This is a genomic window from Arthrobacter vasquezii (genome assembly GCF_029455255.1).
GTDB lineage: Bacteria > Actinomycetota > Actinomycetes > Actinomycetales > Micrococcaceae > Arthrobacter_D > Arthrobacter_D parietis.
In genome coordinates this window covers 1-13,618 of the sequence record NZ_JAROKN010000026.1, presented here as the reverse complement: position 1 = coordinate 13,618, position 13,618 = coordinate 1, and the positions used below count along the sequence as shown (strand labels likewise).

The following is a 13,618-nucleotide window of genomic DNA, read 5'->3' as shown; positions in this document are numbered from 1 at the left end:
TTTCTTAGGGTCTTGCAGTCTGGTTACTTGACGCTTCCGGCGCTGAGTCCGCTGCTCCAGAAGCGCTGCAGGCCGAGGAAAGCGATGATGAGCGGGACGATGGAGACGAGCGCGCCGATAATCACGAACGTGCGCAGTTCAGGGATCTGGCTGATTTGGCTGTTCCACGCGTACAGACCCAGCGTCACCGGGAAGAGGGCCTGGTCGCGCAGCATGATCAGCGGGAGGAAGAAGTTGTTCCAGATGGCGACGAACTGGAACAGGAAGATCGTTACCAGCGCCGGCGCCATCAGGCGGCTGGAGACAGTGAAAAAGGTACGCACCTCACCGGAGCCGTCCAGCCGGGCTGCCTCGAGGAGTTCCCCGGGAACCGAAGCCGCGGCATAAATCCGCGCGAGGTAGACACCGAAGGGGCTCACAAGGCTGGGGAGGAAGACCGCCCAATACGTGTTGGTCAGATTGACCTCGCTGAAGATCAGGAACAGCGGCAGGGCCAGCGCGGTGGCGGGCACCAACACACCGCTTAGGACAACATTGAAGATGAGTTCCCGGCCCCTGAACTCGTACTTGGACAGGGCATAGCCACACATGGCGGCGATGATCGTGCCGAGCACCGCGCCAGCTCCCGCGTAGAGGGCGCTGTTGGCCAACCATTTGACGAACAACCCATCCTGATACTGGAAGAGCCCGATGAGGTTGGTGAAGAACGTCGAGATGGAGTTCGGTGTGAACCAGAGCGCTGCCGTCCCTGTGATTTCGCTGCCGGACTTCGTGGAGGTGACGAGCAGCCACCAGATCGGGGTCAGGAAGTAGAGGGTGAAGACGCCCATGATGAGCATCGCCGCGGCGCGAGACATGACACTCTGCCGGGGTCCGCGGGAATGGATCTTCTCCGCGGTCGACAGGGGAACGGTTGGCGCGCTCATTGGGATACCTTCCGTTGGGTTGCCTTCAGGAAGACAAAGGAGAGGATGAACGTGGCCAGTGCCAGAACGACGGAAAACGCAGCGGCCAGGTTGTAGTTGGGCACAGAAGCGGTGGTGTAGACCGCGAGGTTCGGTGTGTAGGTGCTGCTGATCGCCGAGCTGAAGCTGCGCAGGGTCTGGGGTTCGGCGAGGAGCTGCAGCGTGCCGATGATGGAGAAAACGGCCGTGAGGATGATAGCCGGAGTCACCAGCGGGATCTTGATCCGCCAGGCGATCTGCGCGTTGGAGGCGCCGTCAAGCCGTGCCGCCTCGTAGATTTCCGTGGGAATAGCGAGCAGCGACGCGTAGATGATGAGCATGTTATAGCCCACGTACACCCAGGTGACGATGTTCGCGATGGACCACAGGACCAGGGAACCGTCGAGGAAGTTGATTTCCGAGGTGACCGCACTGAATGGCGAGAGTGAGGGGGAGTAGAGGAATCCCCACATGATTGCCGCGATGACGCCCGGCACCGCGTACGGGGCGAAGAACGCGAGGCGGAAGAACTTCTTTCCCTTGAGCAGCGGCGAATCGAGCAGTAGTGCAAACAGCAGCGCCATGCCCAGCATGATCGGCACCTGCACTACACCGAAGAGCAGTACCCGGCCCACGGAGGCCCAGAACGCCTGGTCCTGGAAGACGAGCGCGTACTGGCTGAGACCGCCGAAGACCTGCTGCGGCGGACCGAACGTTCCTTCACGCTCAACCGTCAGGAGCGACTGGATGACCGCGAAGATGATGGGCGCCGCGTAGAAGAGGAGAAAGAGCACTGCGAAGGGTGCAACGAAGACGGCTACCGCCTTACGTGTGCTGCGTCCCTTCTGCGCCGTTCTCGGCGATCGCCCCGCCGAGCGCGGCGGGGTATGGGCCTGATTCAGGGTAGCCATCAGGAGGCCTCCTTGCCTGTTGAATGGGTGCCTATAGCGCCGACCGTGCCTATGGGAACGGCGACGACGTTGCGCAACTTCAATCCGAGCACCAGCTTCGACCCGGGGTGCCGAGTGATAGGTGGTACGCGTTCTCGTCTCAGAGTTCGTCTCGCAACCGCGAGGGCGTAGTCAAGAGTTCAGGATGTCGATATGACGAGGATAACATGAAAAACGAGTAGTTACTCTATATTTAGGCCACCTAGACTTGGCTCCATGCAAACCAAGTCAACTGCCCGGGGAGGCACACGCGGACCTTACGCGAAAACTGCCGCGCGCCAGCGTGAAATCCTGGAGGCTGCGGTAGCCGTGTTCGGGTCCAAGGGCTACAGCGCCGGGAGCATCCAGGACGTTGCCGACCGGGCTGGAATCGCACAGACGACACTGCTGCATCATTTTCCAACCAAGGCGCAGCTTCTTGTGGCTGTCCTTGAGTACCGTGACGAAATCAGTCCTGACACCCCGGGGACGCGCGAGCATTTCACCGAGGTCGTCGTTCAGCAAGCGAAGAATAACGAAGGCGTTCCCCATCTGATCGAGCTCTACTCGGTGCTGTGTGGAGAAGCGACCACCGAGGACCACCCCGCCCGGGAGTACTTCGTGAAGCGCTTTGAGCGCCTCAGAGGGGAGTACAGCAACGAACTGCGTTATCTAGCCAGCATCGGACGACTGCGGCCCGGCATTGACCCGGGCATCGCCGGACCCACGATTGTTGCCCTGTGGGACGGCATTCAAACCCAGTGGCTTCTCAATCCGGAGGACGTTGATGTCCCGCAAACACTCAAGGCCTATCTTGATCTGATCATCATTAGTCCCGAAACTGGGTCGGCACAGCAACCCATGGCAGACAGCAGCGGGTCGTGAAAGTATTTACGCCGGCAGACCGGAGCAGCCGGGTTAGACCCCGGTAGGGAAGCAGCCCTAGAGATTGCCGGTTGCGATCAGGAGCGCGCGGCGAAGCGGCTCGGCAGCCCCCCACAGGAGCTGGTCTCCCACGGTGAACGCGCTGATGTATTCCGGCCCCATTTCGAGCTTGCGGATTCGTCCAACCGGAATCTCCAGGGTTCCGCTGGCAGCTACCGGTGTAAGGCCCCGCAGGGTGGCTTCCTTGGTGTTCGGGACCACGGTTGCCCACTCGTTGTCCTGGTCGATCAGTGTTTCGATCTCACTCACGGACAGGTCTTCGGTGAGTTTCAGCGTGAGTGCCTGCGAGTGGGAGCGCATGGCGCCGATCCGTACGCACAGTCCGTCGAAGGGGATCCGGGCTCCGTCGGTGTCCTTGCCGAGGATCTTGTTGGTTTCCGCGCCGGCCTTCCACTCTTCCTTGGACTGCCCGTTGCCGAGGTCCGCGTCGATCCAGGGGATCACCGATCCGGCAAGCGGCACCCCGAACTGGGAGGCGTCCATGGCCGGATTCTTCTGCTGGGTCAGCACTGCGCGGTCGATGTCGAGAATTGCTGACGCCGGGTCTGCCAGATTCTGGGCGACTGCGCCGTGGATGGACCCGAATTGGTTCAGCAGCTCGCGCATATGCCGGGCTCCGCCGCCCGAGGCTGCCTGATAAGTCATGGAGGTTCCCCACTCAACCAGGCCGTTTCTGAACAGCCCGCCGAGGCCCATCAGCATGCAGGAGACCGTGCAGTTGCCGCCGATGAAGTCGCGGACACCGCGGGCGAGCCCGGCATCGATCACGTCCCGGTTCACCGGGTCCAGCACAATGATGGAGCTCTCCTCCATGCGCAGCGTGGAGGCGGCGTCGATCCACAGGCCGTCCCACCCGGCGTCGCGCAATTTGGGGTACACCTCTGAGGTGTACCCGCCGCCCTGGGCGGAAACGATGATGGGCAGCTTTGCCAGGGCCTCGACGTCATAGGCATTCTGCAGCGGACCGGCGCCCTCGGCGAACGACGGCGAGGCGCCACCGGCATTGGACGTGGAGAAAAAGACCGGGTTGATGAGACGGAAATCGCCCTCATCCTGCATGCGCTGCATCAGGACGGAGCCGACCATCCCACGCCAGCCGACCAAACCGACGGAGGGCGCGGACGAGGACAGGTGCGCAGCGGTTGTCATGCCTCCAGTTTAGGCGAGGATGCCACTCTCGTGCCGGTCAGTTACGTCACAGCCGTAGGGCGACGATGCCGCGCGGCTCAGTAGGCGGGCCGCGGCAGCCCGCGCGCCTCGCGCAGCTTGTGTGCGCGCCACTCCCGCACGAGGTTTCTGACGGCGAAGATCTCGAGTATCAACAGGAGAGCCGGAATAACAAGGAATCCGAGCATCCCTGAATCGCCCTCAACCAGAAGGTTCCGCAGGGGAAGGTAGACAAAGATGCCAATGATGACCGCAATAGCGAGAACATAGACAAGATGCCCCCAGCGCGTGTTGATGCGCGGACCCAACCCGAGACGCCCCACACCGTACTCATCGCGGGTATAGCTGACGAGTTCACCGTTGATCCCGCGCGTCAGCACTCGATTCTCACCGGTCCGCGCCACCTGATCCTCGTGTGCGGCCCTTGTTGCGGCATCCCGGCGTTCCCGCTCGGCGTTGTAGACCAATGCTTCAGTCCTGTCGTAGTGCGCGTAATTGGGCCAGCACATCGCTGTCGGACAGGCCCCGCTTTGATTCAACGGAATCCGCGCCCGGCAGTCGGCGTCCAACAGTCCAGGCGCCCTCTTCCACCTTGATCAGCAACTCACCGGCCTCAGGGGTCTCCCGGTTCTTCACCAGTGCACCGCCGTCCGGATGCTCAGCACAGTGCGACTGCACGATGAAGAAATTCGCCTCGGCGCCGGTGATGTCCGGCCGCTTGGCCATCGCAAACCAGGTGAGATGGCTGCGCGGCTGCATCAGGATCTCGTACTCCGCCGATTCGATGGAGATCACGCTGTCCGAGTAATTGGGCGCAACGAGGCTGATCTCGATCCGGCGCTGCGCCGTGGTGAGCGCACGGGTCACCGCAGCCACAGGGCCGCCGACCGAGAGCACGCCGTCGCTGTCAGCAAAGGCCAGGCCGCGTGCCACAAGGGAGGAGCCGCCCGCCGCAACCATGCGGGTGTCACCGACTTCATCGCTCACCCGCAAAGCTGCGGCACTCGCCGTTGCGGCTGCGCCCGGAGCGAGGCTCAGCAGAGCTGCCACCTCGGCGAACCCGAATCCGATGGCGTCGGGATACGGGCTGTCGGCCTGCTCAGGCTTCGACACGGTCTCGGTCATCGTGCTGCTCCTCGTGCGATTGAAGTCCTAGAAACCAAAGAAATCACCGACGGCTTCGGCGCCGTCGGAAAGGGCGCCGCCCACATCCTCAGCGGTATCGGCGATTGCCCCGCCCACAGCATTGACGGCGTCGTGCACCACCGGAACGTTGTCATAGATGGCAAGGGCTCCACTGGCCACCATGGCGACTGTGCCTACTGGTGGGGGAAGGAAGGAGGCGACCCCGAGAACCGTTTTGGCACCGGAGTAAAGTGCATCGCCCGTGTCCCCGTTATTCAGGTGGTTGATCGTGTCGTACAGGTCCAGCCCGGTGCCGACGACGCCGAGCCCCTTGCCCAGCACATCGAATGCAGCGAAGGCTCGGGAGCCTTCAGTCAGGTTCAGCGCCGTATGCCAGTTCCCGTCGAAGAGGTCGCCGGAGGTGTTGAAGAAGCCGCTGAGCATGTTCGAGTTGCGCAGCGCAGTCCAGGCGGCAGGGTCGCCGAAGCCGCTCCGCAGAGCCGGCGTCAGCATCGCGCCGATGTCGAAGAGCCCCGCGCGCATGTTCGGGAACGCCTTGATGAGCTGGTACATATCCCAGCCGTCACGAAACGGCGAATCGGGACCGAGTAACCAGTCCGGACCCGGCACGTTACCGTCTTCTCCGGGGATGGGCATACGTTCCGATCCGCCCGCCGGTGTCATGCCCGGCCCGCCAGCCCCATCAGCGTCTGAACTTGTGCGCTCCTGGTCCGCGGCCTGCTCCAGCAGTTCGGACTTGGCGCGGTCGAGGCTCGTGGAGGCGGAGAGGATCTGCACCCGCAGCACGGTATTCCACCGCTGGCGGGTCTGATCCGCGTCAGTGCCCTTCCAGAACCCGGGATTGTTGACCACCGCGGAGACGCTGGCGGAGATGTCGAGCAGGGACTGTGCCCCTGCACTGCAGTGTTGCGCCAGCGAGCGCAGCTGATCCGGGTTTGCCCCCAGCGTCCCAGTCATTTTTCCCCGTGCCTCTTACCTTGCCTGATCTTCGTCCCGCTACTGAGACTACCCAGCGGGGCGGGTATCCCGCGATGGGGAGGGCTGCCCACCTTGCTCCGCCCGGGTCCACAGGCTAATCCGGAACCGGGTTCCGTTCTGCGCGGTGGTCCAGCCCTCGGACGGCTCAACTCCGGCGAGATTCCAGGAATTCGCGAGTGCAGGAGCGTAGGTGTCACCCTCCTGCGCTGAGTCGATCACCGTGACATAAGCGGCGTTCGCGTGCTGGGCCGCTTCCGCATACACCTGACCGCCGCCGATGATCCAGATCTCGTCGGCACCCTCACTGCGCTGGGCCTCGCTGACGGCCTCTTCTAGCGAGCCGACGACGACGGCGCCCCGGTATTCTACCGGGTCCGGATCCTGTCTACTCACCACAATGTTGGTGCGGCCGGGTAATGGGCGGTACTTCTCCGGGAAGGACTCCCAGGTGCGCCGTCCCATGATGACGGGATGCCCCTGCGTGGTGCGCCGGAAGTGTGCCAGATCCTCGGGCAGGTGCCACGGCATGGTGCCGTCCCGGCCGATGACGCCGTCCACTGTCTGTGCCCAGATCATCCCTACAACAGGGCTGCCGACCAGCGCAGCGGCGCTCAGGGCCTCGCTCATACGGCGATCGGCGCCTTGATGGTCGGGTGGTGCTGGTAGTTCTCCACCGTGAAATCCTCAAGCTCATAGTCGAAGATGCTCTCGGGCTTCCGGTTCAGGCGCAGTGCGGGGTAGGGGTAGGGCTCGCGGGAGAGCTGTTCGGCAACCTGCTCAACATGGCTGTCATAGATGTGGACATCGCCGCCGGTCCAGACGAACTCGCCGGGCTCAAGGCCCACCTGCTGCGCCACCATGAGGGTGAGCAGCGCGTAGGACGCAATGTTGAACGGTACGCCGAGGAAGGTGTCCGCGGAGCGCTGGTAGAGCTGGCAGGAAAGCTTGCCGTCCGCCACGTAGAACTGGAAGAAGGCGTGGCAGGGAGGCAGTGCCATGCTCTCGATATCCGCAACGTTCCAGGCCGAGACGATGTGCCGCCGGGAGTCAGGGTTGGTCTTCAACCCATCGATGAGGCGTTCAATCTGGTCGATGTGGCCGCCATCGGGCGTGGGCCACGAACGCCACTGGACGCCGTAGACGGGGCCAAGTTCGCCGTCCTCATCAGCCCATTCGTTCCAGATCCGCACCCCGCGTTCCTGAAGCCAGGACACGTTGGAGTCGCCGCGAAGGAACCAGAGCAACTCCAGGGCCACTGACTTGAAGTGCACCCGCTTCGTGGTGATGAGCGGGAAGGACTCCGCGAGGTCGAACCTCAGCTGCCGCCCGAAAACGCTGCGCGTTCCGGTGCCGGTCCGGTCCGATTTCGGGGTCCCGTTAGCCAGGACGTCGCGGAGCAGGTCTTCGTAGGGTGTGGGAACCGGAGTAGTCACGGCATTTAGTCTAAGACCGGATCCCACACGGCCGGAATCAGTCGTCGTAGGCACGGAACTGCTCGACGGAGACAACCTTGCCAGCCTTCCTGCAATTGACCTGGCAGATGATCGCCTCACCGGGAGCCAGGTACGGATCCGACGCCGGCAGCAGCTCGCCCAGCTGGGACGGCATGTGCCCACGGAGTACGTCGAACAGCAGCGGCAGCACCGGGCGGTGGCTGCACACAGCCACCGGAACGCGCCGGTCGAACAGCTTCTCAACGGTGTTGCTGGCCCGTCCAGGCTTGCGGGCGGCGTCGCGTTCCGTAATGGCGTCCACGAGTTTCAGTTTCGCGTCGGAACGCTTCACATACGGCATGATCGTCTGCACGCAGCGGTCCCACGGGCTGCTGATGATGCGCTCGGGGGACCAGGCCTCGAGCAGTCGGCTGACGGCCTGTGCCTGCCGCCGCCCGGACGCGGCCAGCGGTCGCTCGCCCTCTGCGCGGGTCCACGAGGACCGCGGCTTGGCCTTCGCATGGCGGACGATGATCAGCGGCCAGGTGGCCAGACGGTCCTCAGCAAACGCTTCAACCAGGGCGTTCAGCGGCTCTCTGTCCGAGGGGTTGCTGAGCAGCTCGGCGGCGCGTTCGGGAGAGCACCACAGGAAGTCGTCCACCTCCTTGCCATCCGGTTGGGGGGCGGCGGTGTCAACTTTCGCTGCCCAGTAATGCACCACCTTCAGCCCGGACGCCACCGGGTACTCGATGGTCGGCAAAGGGATGCCGAGCTGCACCGTAATGCCGATTTCCTCACGGACCTCGCGTACGGCGCACTCGGGTGTGGTCTCACCCGCGTCGATCTTGCCCTTCGGCCAGGACCAATCGTCATAGCGGGGACGATGGATGAGAAGGACTTCCAGCGCACCCGAGCGCCTGCGCCAGCACAGTGCACCGGCAGCGACGACGGCGGCGCCCTTCTTGCTCTGCCTGCTCTCTACCGCTGTGTCCGGCTGCGTCATCACTGGCGGGCGGGCCGCAGACGGCTGCGGGAACGGGAGGCCAATAACCACGACTGCACGTCGCTCAGGGGATTGCCGTCGTCGTCCTTGTGGTGCCGGATCCACTCTCCGTCGCTGTCCAGGTGCCAGCTCGCCGTGCCGCTGTCGAGGTAGCGGTCCATCAGTGACAGCAGGTAGGTGATGTGTTCGGGTGAGGACAGCTGGACCAGCGCCTCGACCCGGCGGTCGAGGTTGCGGTGCATCATGTCAGCTGAACCAATGAATACCGCCGGATCTCCTGCGTTCGCGAATGCGAAGACACGTGAGTGCTCCAGGAACCTGCCGAGAACAGACCGGACGGTGATGTTGTCGCTGAGGCCCGGAACGCCGGGACGTATCGAGCAGATGCCGCGCACTATCACGTCCACCCGAACTCCGGCCTGCGAGGCCCGGTACAGGGAGTCGATCAGTGACTCGTCAACGATCGAGTTCACCTTGATGATGACGCGGGCTTCGAGGCCGGCCTGACTGTTGGCGATTTCCTGCTCGATGCGTTCAATCAGGCCGGAGCGGACCGAGCGCGGCGCTACGAGAAGCCGTTTGAAGGTCGACTTCGGGGCGTAGCCGGAGAGCTGGTTGAACAGCCGTGAGAGGTCCTCGCCCACCTGGTGGTTGGCGGTGAGCAGCCCGAGGTCCTCGTAGTAGCGGGCAGTGCGCGGGTGATAGTTGCCGGTGCCGATGTGGCAGTAGCGGCGGAGTCCGTCGATTTCCTGGCGTACCACGAGGGAGAGCTTGCAGTGGGTTTTCAGGCCCACAATGCCGTACACGACATGCACGCCTGCCTGTTCCAGCTTCCGCGCCCAGGAGATGTTCGCCTGCTCGTCGAAGCGGGCCTTGATCTCCACCAGCGCGAGCACCTGCTTGCCCGCCTCAGCAGCATCAATCAGCGCATCGACAATGGGGGAGTCACCGGAGGTCCGGTACAGCGTCTGCTTGATCGCCTGGACCTTCGGGTCCACCGCGGCCTGTTCGAGAAAAGCCTGCACCGAAGTGGAGAAGGAATCATACGGGTGGTGCAGGAGGATGTCCCGGCGCCGCATCGCTGCGAACACGTTTGCGGCCTTCGAGGTTTCACTCTCATTGAGGTCCCGGCTGGTGTGCGCCACGTGCTTCGGATAGTGGAGGTCGCCGCGGTCAATACGGGCGATGACGCTGAGGCCCCTCAGGTCCAGGGGAGCGGGCAGGTCATAGACCTCCGCATCCTCAACACCAAGCTCGCGGGAGAGCAGGGCGCGGATGCTGGGGTTGATGTCCGTGGTGACCTCAAGCCGGACGGGCGGGCCGAACCGACGCCGCAGCAGCTCCTTCTCGAGCGCCTGCAGCAGGTTCTCGGCGTCATCCTCCTCAACCTCGAGGTCTTCATTGCGGGTAACCCGGAAGGTATGGTGCTCGAGGACCTCCATGCCGGGGAACAGCTGGTCCAGATGGACCGCAATGACCTCCTCCAGCGGAATGAAACGGGCAGTCCGGCCTGCCACGTTCCCCGCGCGCGGCCCGTCAACGGAGATCAGCCGCGGCAGCTGGTCGGGTACCTTCACGCGAGCGAAGAGTTCCTTGTCGCTCACCGGATTACGCACGACGACGGCGAGGTTCAGAGAGAGCCCGGAAATGTACGGGAACGGGTGCGCCGGATCGACAGCGAGCGGCGTCAGGATGGGGAAGACCTTCTCGGCGAACAGCTTGTTCAGATCCTGCCGTGCAACTTCATCCAGCTCATCCCACGTGGTGAGGTGGATGTTCTCTCCGGTGAGTGCGGGCCGGATGTGCTCGGCGAAGATGGCGGCATGGCGGCGCTGAAGCGCGAGGCCGTCGGCCATGATCGTCTCGAGCTGCTCAATGGGGCTGAGGCCGGCGGCGGACGGGACGGCCAGCCCGGTGGCGATCCGGCGCTTCAGGCCGGCCACGCGGACCATGAAGAACTCGTCCAGGTTGGAGGCGAAGATGGACAGGAAGTTGACGCGTTCCAGCAGCGCCAGGTCCGGGTCTTCGGCGAGGTCCAGTACTCGGGCGTTGAAGTGCAGCCAGCTCAGCTCGCGGTCCAGGAAGCGGTCGGCGGATATATCGCCTGACGGCAGCAGGCTCGGGGCGAACTCCGGGATGTCGATGCGGTCCTGGGTGGCCCGGGCGGGAGCTACTTCGGATGATCCGTACCGTGCCGGTACCCGGGCGGCGGTTTCGGCTTCCATAGTGTCTCCTTTGGTGGTTCCGGCGTGGGGCGCTGCCTGCCCTGGCAGGACAGGTGAAGGCCCTGCTCAACCTTACAAGTTGCCGGCTGTATTACCTGGTGCGTACATGACGTCCACGTCCCACCGGGTGAAGCCCAGCGAACGGTACAGCGCGACGGCGGCCGTATTGTCCGCGTCGACGTACAGCATGATGGCCTGCAGCCCGAGCGAGTGCAGGTGTTCAATTCCGGCAATCGTCAAGGCCTTTCCGAGTCCCATGCCCTGCGCAGCGGGAGTCACTCCCACGACGTACACCTCGCCGATGGCAGGGTGTTTGCCGCTGCGGGGGTGCACCTTGGTCCAGTGGAAACCGAGCAGCTCCCCGTCCGACTCCCGGACCGCAAGGATCAAACCCTGTGGATCGAACCAGTCCTCCGCCATCCGCGACTCCAGGTCCTCACGGGTCATGGCGCCCTGTTCAGGATGGTGTGCAAAGGCGGCAGCATTCGCTTCAAGCCAGGCCTGCTCATCCTTGCCCGGTTCGAAGGTGCGCAGGCGCACTCCGTCAGGCACCACGGCGTCGGGCACTGTCGCTTCGAGTGCGGCGCGCGTCTGCCGCATCCGCCACAGTTCACGGACCGGGATGAACCCGGCTTTGCCGGCGAGTTCGACGGCGGCCGCATGATTCCCGTGCGACCACACCCGCAGGTCCGGCAACCGGCGGTCCTGCAGCACGCGCACCAGGCTGCTGCCAACGCCCTGGTTGCGGTAGGTGGGCCGGACCACGAGCTCAAGCACGCCGGGTTGGCTTTCGCCACGTGGAAGGCTGACGACGGCGACGCCGGCCAGCTCCTCACCCGCCTCGCCGATGCCGTTTCCGTCACTGGCATAAGTTGCAAACACCAGCAGAGAATCCGGATGTCCTGAGGAGGTACGCAGGTTGACCAGCGTCTGTTCGGACAGCGGAGGGTTGCCGTCCGCGTCTTCCGCAGCACGGGCGAGGCCGAGGATGTCCTGCAGGACCTCAGCGCGTGGGACACCGCCGATGGTGCGGATGGGCCAGGTGGGTGCGTCAGCTGCAGTCATCTGATTAGCGTAGCCGCGGGCACCACCATTCCGGGAGGATTTTGGCGGCGTCGGGCGGCGTGGGGTAGGCTTTTCAAGCGTTCGAAAGAGTGCAACCGGGGGGATGCGCCAGTGGGGCGCCCTCGATACGTTCGACCCGTATGTCCTCCACAAACACAAAGGCTCCTTCTCCGCAGCGCGGGAGGGAGCCTTTGTTTATGCCTGCCGGCTGACGTTATGCCTGCTGACTGACTGCCGAGTCACCGCTCTGGCGGCTGAGCGTGAACCGGTAGCCGACGTTCCGCACGGTGCCGATCAACTGCTCATGGTCCGGGCCCAGCTTGGCCCGCAGCCTTCGCACGTGCACGTCGACGGTCCGGGTGCCCCCGTAGTAGTCGTAGCCCCACACCTCATGCAGCAGCTGGTCACGGGTGAAAACCCGGCCGGGATGCTGCGCGAGGTACTTCAGGAGCTCGAACTCCTTGTAGGTGAGGTTCATCGGCTCGCCGCCCACCCGCGCGGTATAGCTGGCCTCATCAATGACGACGCCGGAGGCATGGATCTCGCTCGATACCTCCTCGGCCGCGGTATGTGCCCGAGAAATGACAAGGCGCAGCCGCGCCTCTACCTCCGCCGGGCCGGCGGAGTCGAGGACGACGTCATCGGCCAGCCAGTTGGCGGCTACGGCCGCCATGCCGCCTTCGGTGAGAACCAGCATCAGCGGAGCACTGAGCCCTGTGGCGCGCAGCAGCTGCGTCAGTGAGCGGGCGCCCACCAGGTCCTTCCGCGCATCGATGATGACGACGTCGGACGGTTCAGTTTCGAGCAGCGCGGTGGGCTCGGCGGGAAGGATGTGCACCTTGTGGTTGAGGAGCTCGAGCGCCGGGAGGATCTCCACGGAGGAGCCGGGGCTGTTCGTCAGCATCAGGATGTGCGGCATGTGTCCTCCAGGGATTGGGACGCGCATCATCGGGCGGGCGCAGCGGTGACCGCGTGCCGAAAACAGCAGGACGTTCCGGCAGGCCGACAGCGGATTGCAGTCCAGTATACCGGTGTGACCCGGGGCACCCCCGTAACATCGCGTCCGAAACGGCTGATCCCTCGCTACACCGCGGGAATGATCCCGCCGGGAAGGCCACGGACGGATTTGCCGCTTTCGACGCCTCACGCGTGGGTAGTGCAGTATTGCAGGGGTGAGAATGATGATGGCGGCACTGGTTGCGGCGGTAGCACTGATAGCTGTCGTCGGCGCTTCTTACGTGTCGCTGACGGTGAGCGCCGTCGCCGTCGTTGTTCTGATCCTCGTGGCCGCGATCGGGTGGCCGCATCTGCTGGGAGTCCCGGCGCGCAAGAGCCAATCCGCGGCCATCGCGCTGAGCGCCCTTGCGGCCACCGCCGCCGCCTACTTCTCCCCCTCGGGGGCAGCGCTGACCTGGCTCCCGGTTGCTGTGGCCCTCGGTGTCGGGGCAATCTTCCTCATTCAGCTCCTCCGGGGTACCGGCCAGAGTCACCGCCTCGAATCAACGCTCGGCGCGAGTTCCGGCGTGCTGCTCATCGCACTCGGCGCCGGCTGGGTCGCTGCCGAGAACCTCGGAGTGAACGCGGGAAGCTCCGGTGTCACCCTCGTGACGGGAATCAGCGTCCTGATCGCAATCGCCACGGCCCTGCTGCCCTGGCCTGACCGCATGGTCGGGCCGCTCGGTGTTGTCCTCGCGGCGCTCGCCGGACCACTGTGCGCGCTGATCTTCACGGATGTCGAGGGCCTTGCCGCCGCAATCATCGGCGCGGTGTGCGGCGCCGTCGT

General features: G+C 64.3%; 14 protein-coding genes. 2 read left to right on the top strand and 12 right to left on the bottom strand.

Translation table 11 applies throughout. From position 1 onward, the window contains the following. Positions 1-23: 23 nt before the first annotated feature. Both P4U43_RS10540 and P4U43_RS10535 read right to left on the bottom strand, forming a co-directional pair. The gene (locus tag P4U43_RS10540) at positions 24-857 is read right to left on the bottom strand and encodes a carbohydrate ABC transporter permease (RefSeq protein WP_404800724.1); all 834 of its coding nucleotides are present in this window, start codon (positions 855-857) and stop codon (positions 24-26) included. A 65-nt stretch (positions 858-922) separates the two neighbouring features. Further along, entirely contained in the window at positions 923-1,855 is a 933-nt protein-coding gene (locus P4U43_RS10535) for a carbohydrate ABC transporter permease (protein ID WP_277358702.1), read from the bottom strand. A 255-nt stretch (positions 1,856-2,110) separates the two neighbouring features. Between P4U43_RS10535 and P4U43_RS10530 the strand changes: the two genes are divergently transcribed. After that, positions 2,111-2,758 (top strand): TetR/AcrR family transcriptional regulator, encoded by a 648-nt coding sequence (locus P4U43_RS10530; RefSeq protein ID WP_277358701.1) that lies wholly within the window; start codon positions 2,111-2,113, stop codon positions 2,756-2,758. Between the two features lie 57 nt (positions 2,759-2,815). On the opposite strand, the gene asd is transcribed toward P4U43_RS10530, so the two are convergent. The 10 genes from asd to P4U43_RS10480 all read right to left on the bottom strand — a co-directional run bounded on the left by asd (position 2,816) and on the right by P4U43_RS10480 (position 12,754). Continuing rightward, entirely contained in the window at positions 2,816-3,967 is a 1,152-nt protein-coding gene (gene asd, locus P4U43_RS10525) for an aspartate-semialdehyde dehydrogenase (RefSeq protein WP_277358700.1), read from the bottom strand. A gap of 77 nt (positions 3,968-4,044) precedes the next feature. Next, entirely contained in the window at positions 4,045-4,452 is a 408-nt protein-coding gene (locus tag P4U43_RS10520; RefSeq protein WP_277358699.1) for a hypothetical protein, read from the bottom strand. 4 nt (positions 4,453-4,456) lie between these two features. Continuing rightward, entirely contained in the window at positions 4,457-5,110 is a 654-nt protein-coding gene (locus tag P4U43_RS10515) for a hypothetical protein (RefSeq protein ID WP_277358698.1), read from the bottom strand. A 27-nt stretch (positions 5,111-5,137) separates the two neighbouring features. Next, positions 5,138-6,088, bottom strand: coding sequence for a hypothetical protein (locus tag P4U43_RS10510; protein ID WP_277358697.1), 951 nt, complete (start codon positions 6,086-6,088; stop codon positions 5,138-5,140). Positions 6,089-6,136: 48 nt separating this feature from the next. Then, positions 6,137-6,736: a dihydrofolate reductase gene (locus P4U43_RS10505; protein ID WP_277358696.1), complete on the bottom strand. Its 600-nt coding sequence runs from the start codon at positions 6,734-6,736 to the stop codon at positions 6,137-6,139. Continuing rightward, a complete protein-coding gene (locus P4U43_RS10500) occupies positions 6,733-7,542 on the bottom strand; it encodes a thymidylate synthase (protein ID WP_277358695.1) in 810 nt (269 codons plus the stop codon). The genes P4U43_RS10505 and P4U43_RS10500 overlap by 4 nt, the downstream gene beginning before the upstream one ends. Before the next feature lie 37 nt (positions 7,543-7,579). After that, a complete protein-coding gene (locus tag P4U43_RS10495) occupies positions 7,580-8,545 on the bottom strand; it encodes an NUDIX hydrolase (protein ID WP_277358694.1) in 966 nt (321 codons plus the stop codon). Then, positions 8,545-10,770: an RNA degradosome polyphosphate kinase gene (locus P4U43_RS10490; protein ID WP_277358693.1), complete on the bottom strand. Its 2,226-nt coding sequence runs from the start codon at positions 10,768-10,770 to the stop codon at positions 8,545-8,547. The genes P4U43_RS10495 and P4U43_RS10490 overlap by 1 nt, the downstream gene beginning before the upstream one ends. A 72-nt stretch (positions 10,771-10,842) precedes the next feature. Next, positions 10,843-11,835 (bottom strand): mycothiol synthase, encoded by a 993-nt coding sequence (gene mshD / locus P4U43_RS10485; protein ID WP_056543922.1) that lies wholly within the window; start codon positions 11,833-11,835, stop codon positions 10,843-10,845. 214 nt (positions 11,836-12,049) lie between these two features. Then, entirely contained in the window at positions 12,050-12,754 is a 705-nt protein-coding gene (locus P4U43_RS10480; RefSeq protein ID WP_056543925.1) for a winged helix-turn-helix transcriptional regulator, read from the bottom strand. A 259-nt stretch (positions 12,755-13,013) separates the two neighbouring features. Here P4U43_RS10480 and P4U43_RS10475 point away from each other — a divergent pair. Continuing rightward, positions 13,014-13,618, top strand: a 605-nt coding sequence (locus P4U43_RS10475) for a hypothetical protein (RefSeq protein ID WP_277358727.1), incomplete at its 3' end; no start/stop codon positions are given.

Bases quoted from the DNA above. Each gene is read 5' to 3' on its own strand.
- P4U43_RS10540 (WP_404800724.1), bottom strand. From the start codon at position 857: ATGTCTCGCGCCGCGGCGATGCTCATCATGGGCGTCTTCACCCTCTAC.
- P4U43_RS10535 (WP_277358702.1), bottom strand. From the start codon at position 1,855: ATGGCTACCCTGAATCAGGCCCATACCCCGCCGCGCTCGGCGGGGCGA.
- P4U43_RS10530 (WP_277358701.1), top strand. From the start codon at position 2,111: ATGCAAACCAAGTCAACTGCCCGGGGAGGCACACGCGGACCTTACGCG.
- asd (WP_277358700.1), bottom strand. From the start codon at position 3,967: ATGACAACCGCTGCGCACCTGTCCTCGTCCGCGCCCTCCGTCGGTTTG.
- P4U43_RS10515 (WP_277358698.1), bottom strand. From the start codon at position 5,110: ATGACCGAGACCGTGTCGAAGCCTGAGCAGGCCGACAGCCCGTATCCC.
- P4U43_RS10510 (WP_277358697.1), bottom strand. From the start codon at position 6,088: ATGACTGGGACGCTGGGGGCAAACCCGGATCAGCTGCGCTCGCTGGCG.
- P4U43_RS10505 (WP_277358696.1), bottom strand. From the start codon at position 6,736: ATGAGCGAGGCCCTGAGCGCCGCTGCGCTGGTCGGCAGCCCTGTTGTA.
- P4U43_RS10495 (WP_277358694.1), bottom strand. From the start codon at position 8,545: ATGACGCAGCCGGACACAGCGGTAGAGAGCAGGCAGAGCAAGAAGGGC.
- P4U43_RS10490 (WP_277358693.1), bottom strand. From the start codon at position 10,770: ATGGAAGCCGAAACCGCCGCCCGGGTACCGGCACGGTACGGATCATCC.
- mshD (WP_056543922.1), bottom strand. From the start codon at position 11,835: ATGACTGCAGCTGACGCACCCACCTGGCCCATCCGCACCATCGGCGGT.
- P4U43_RS10480 (WP_056543925.1), bottom strand. From the start codon at position 12,754: ATGCCGCACATCCTGATGCTGACGAACAGCCCCGGCTCCTCCGTGGAG.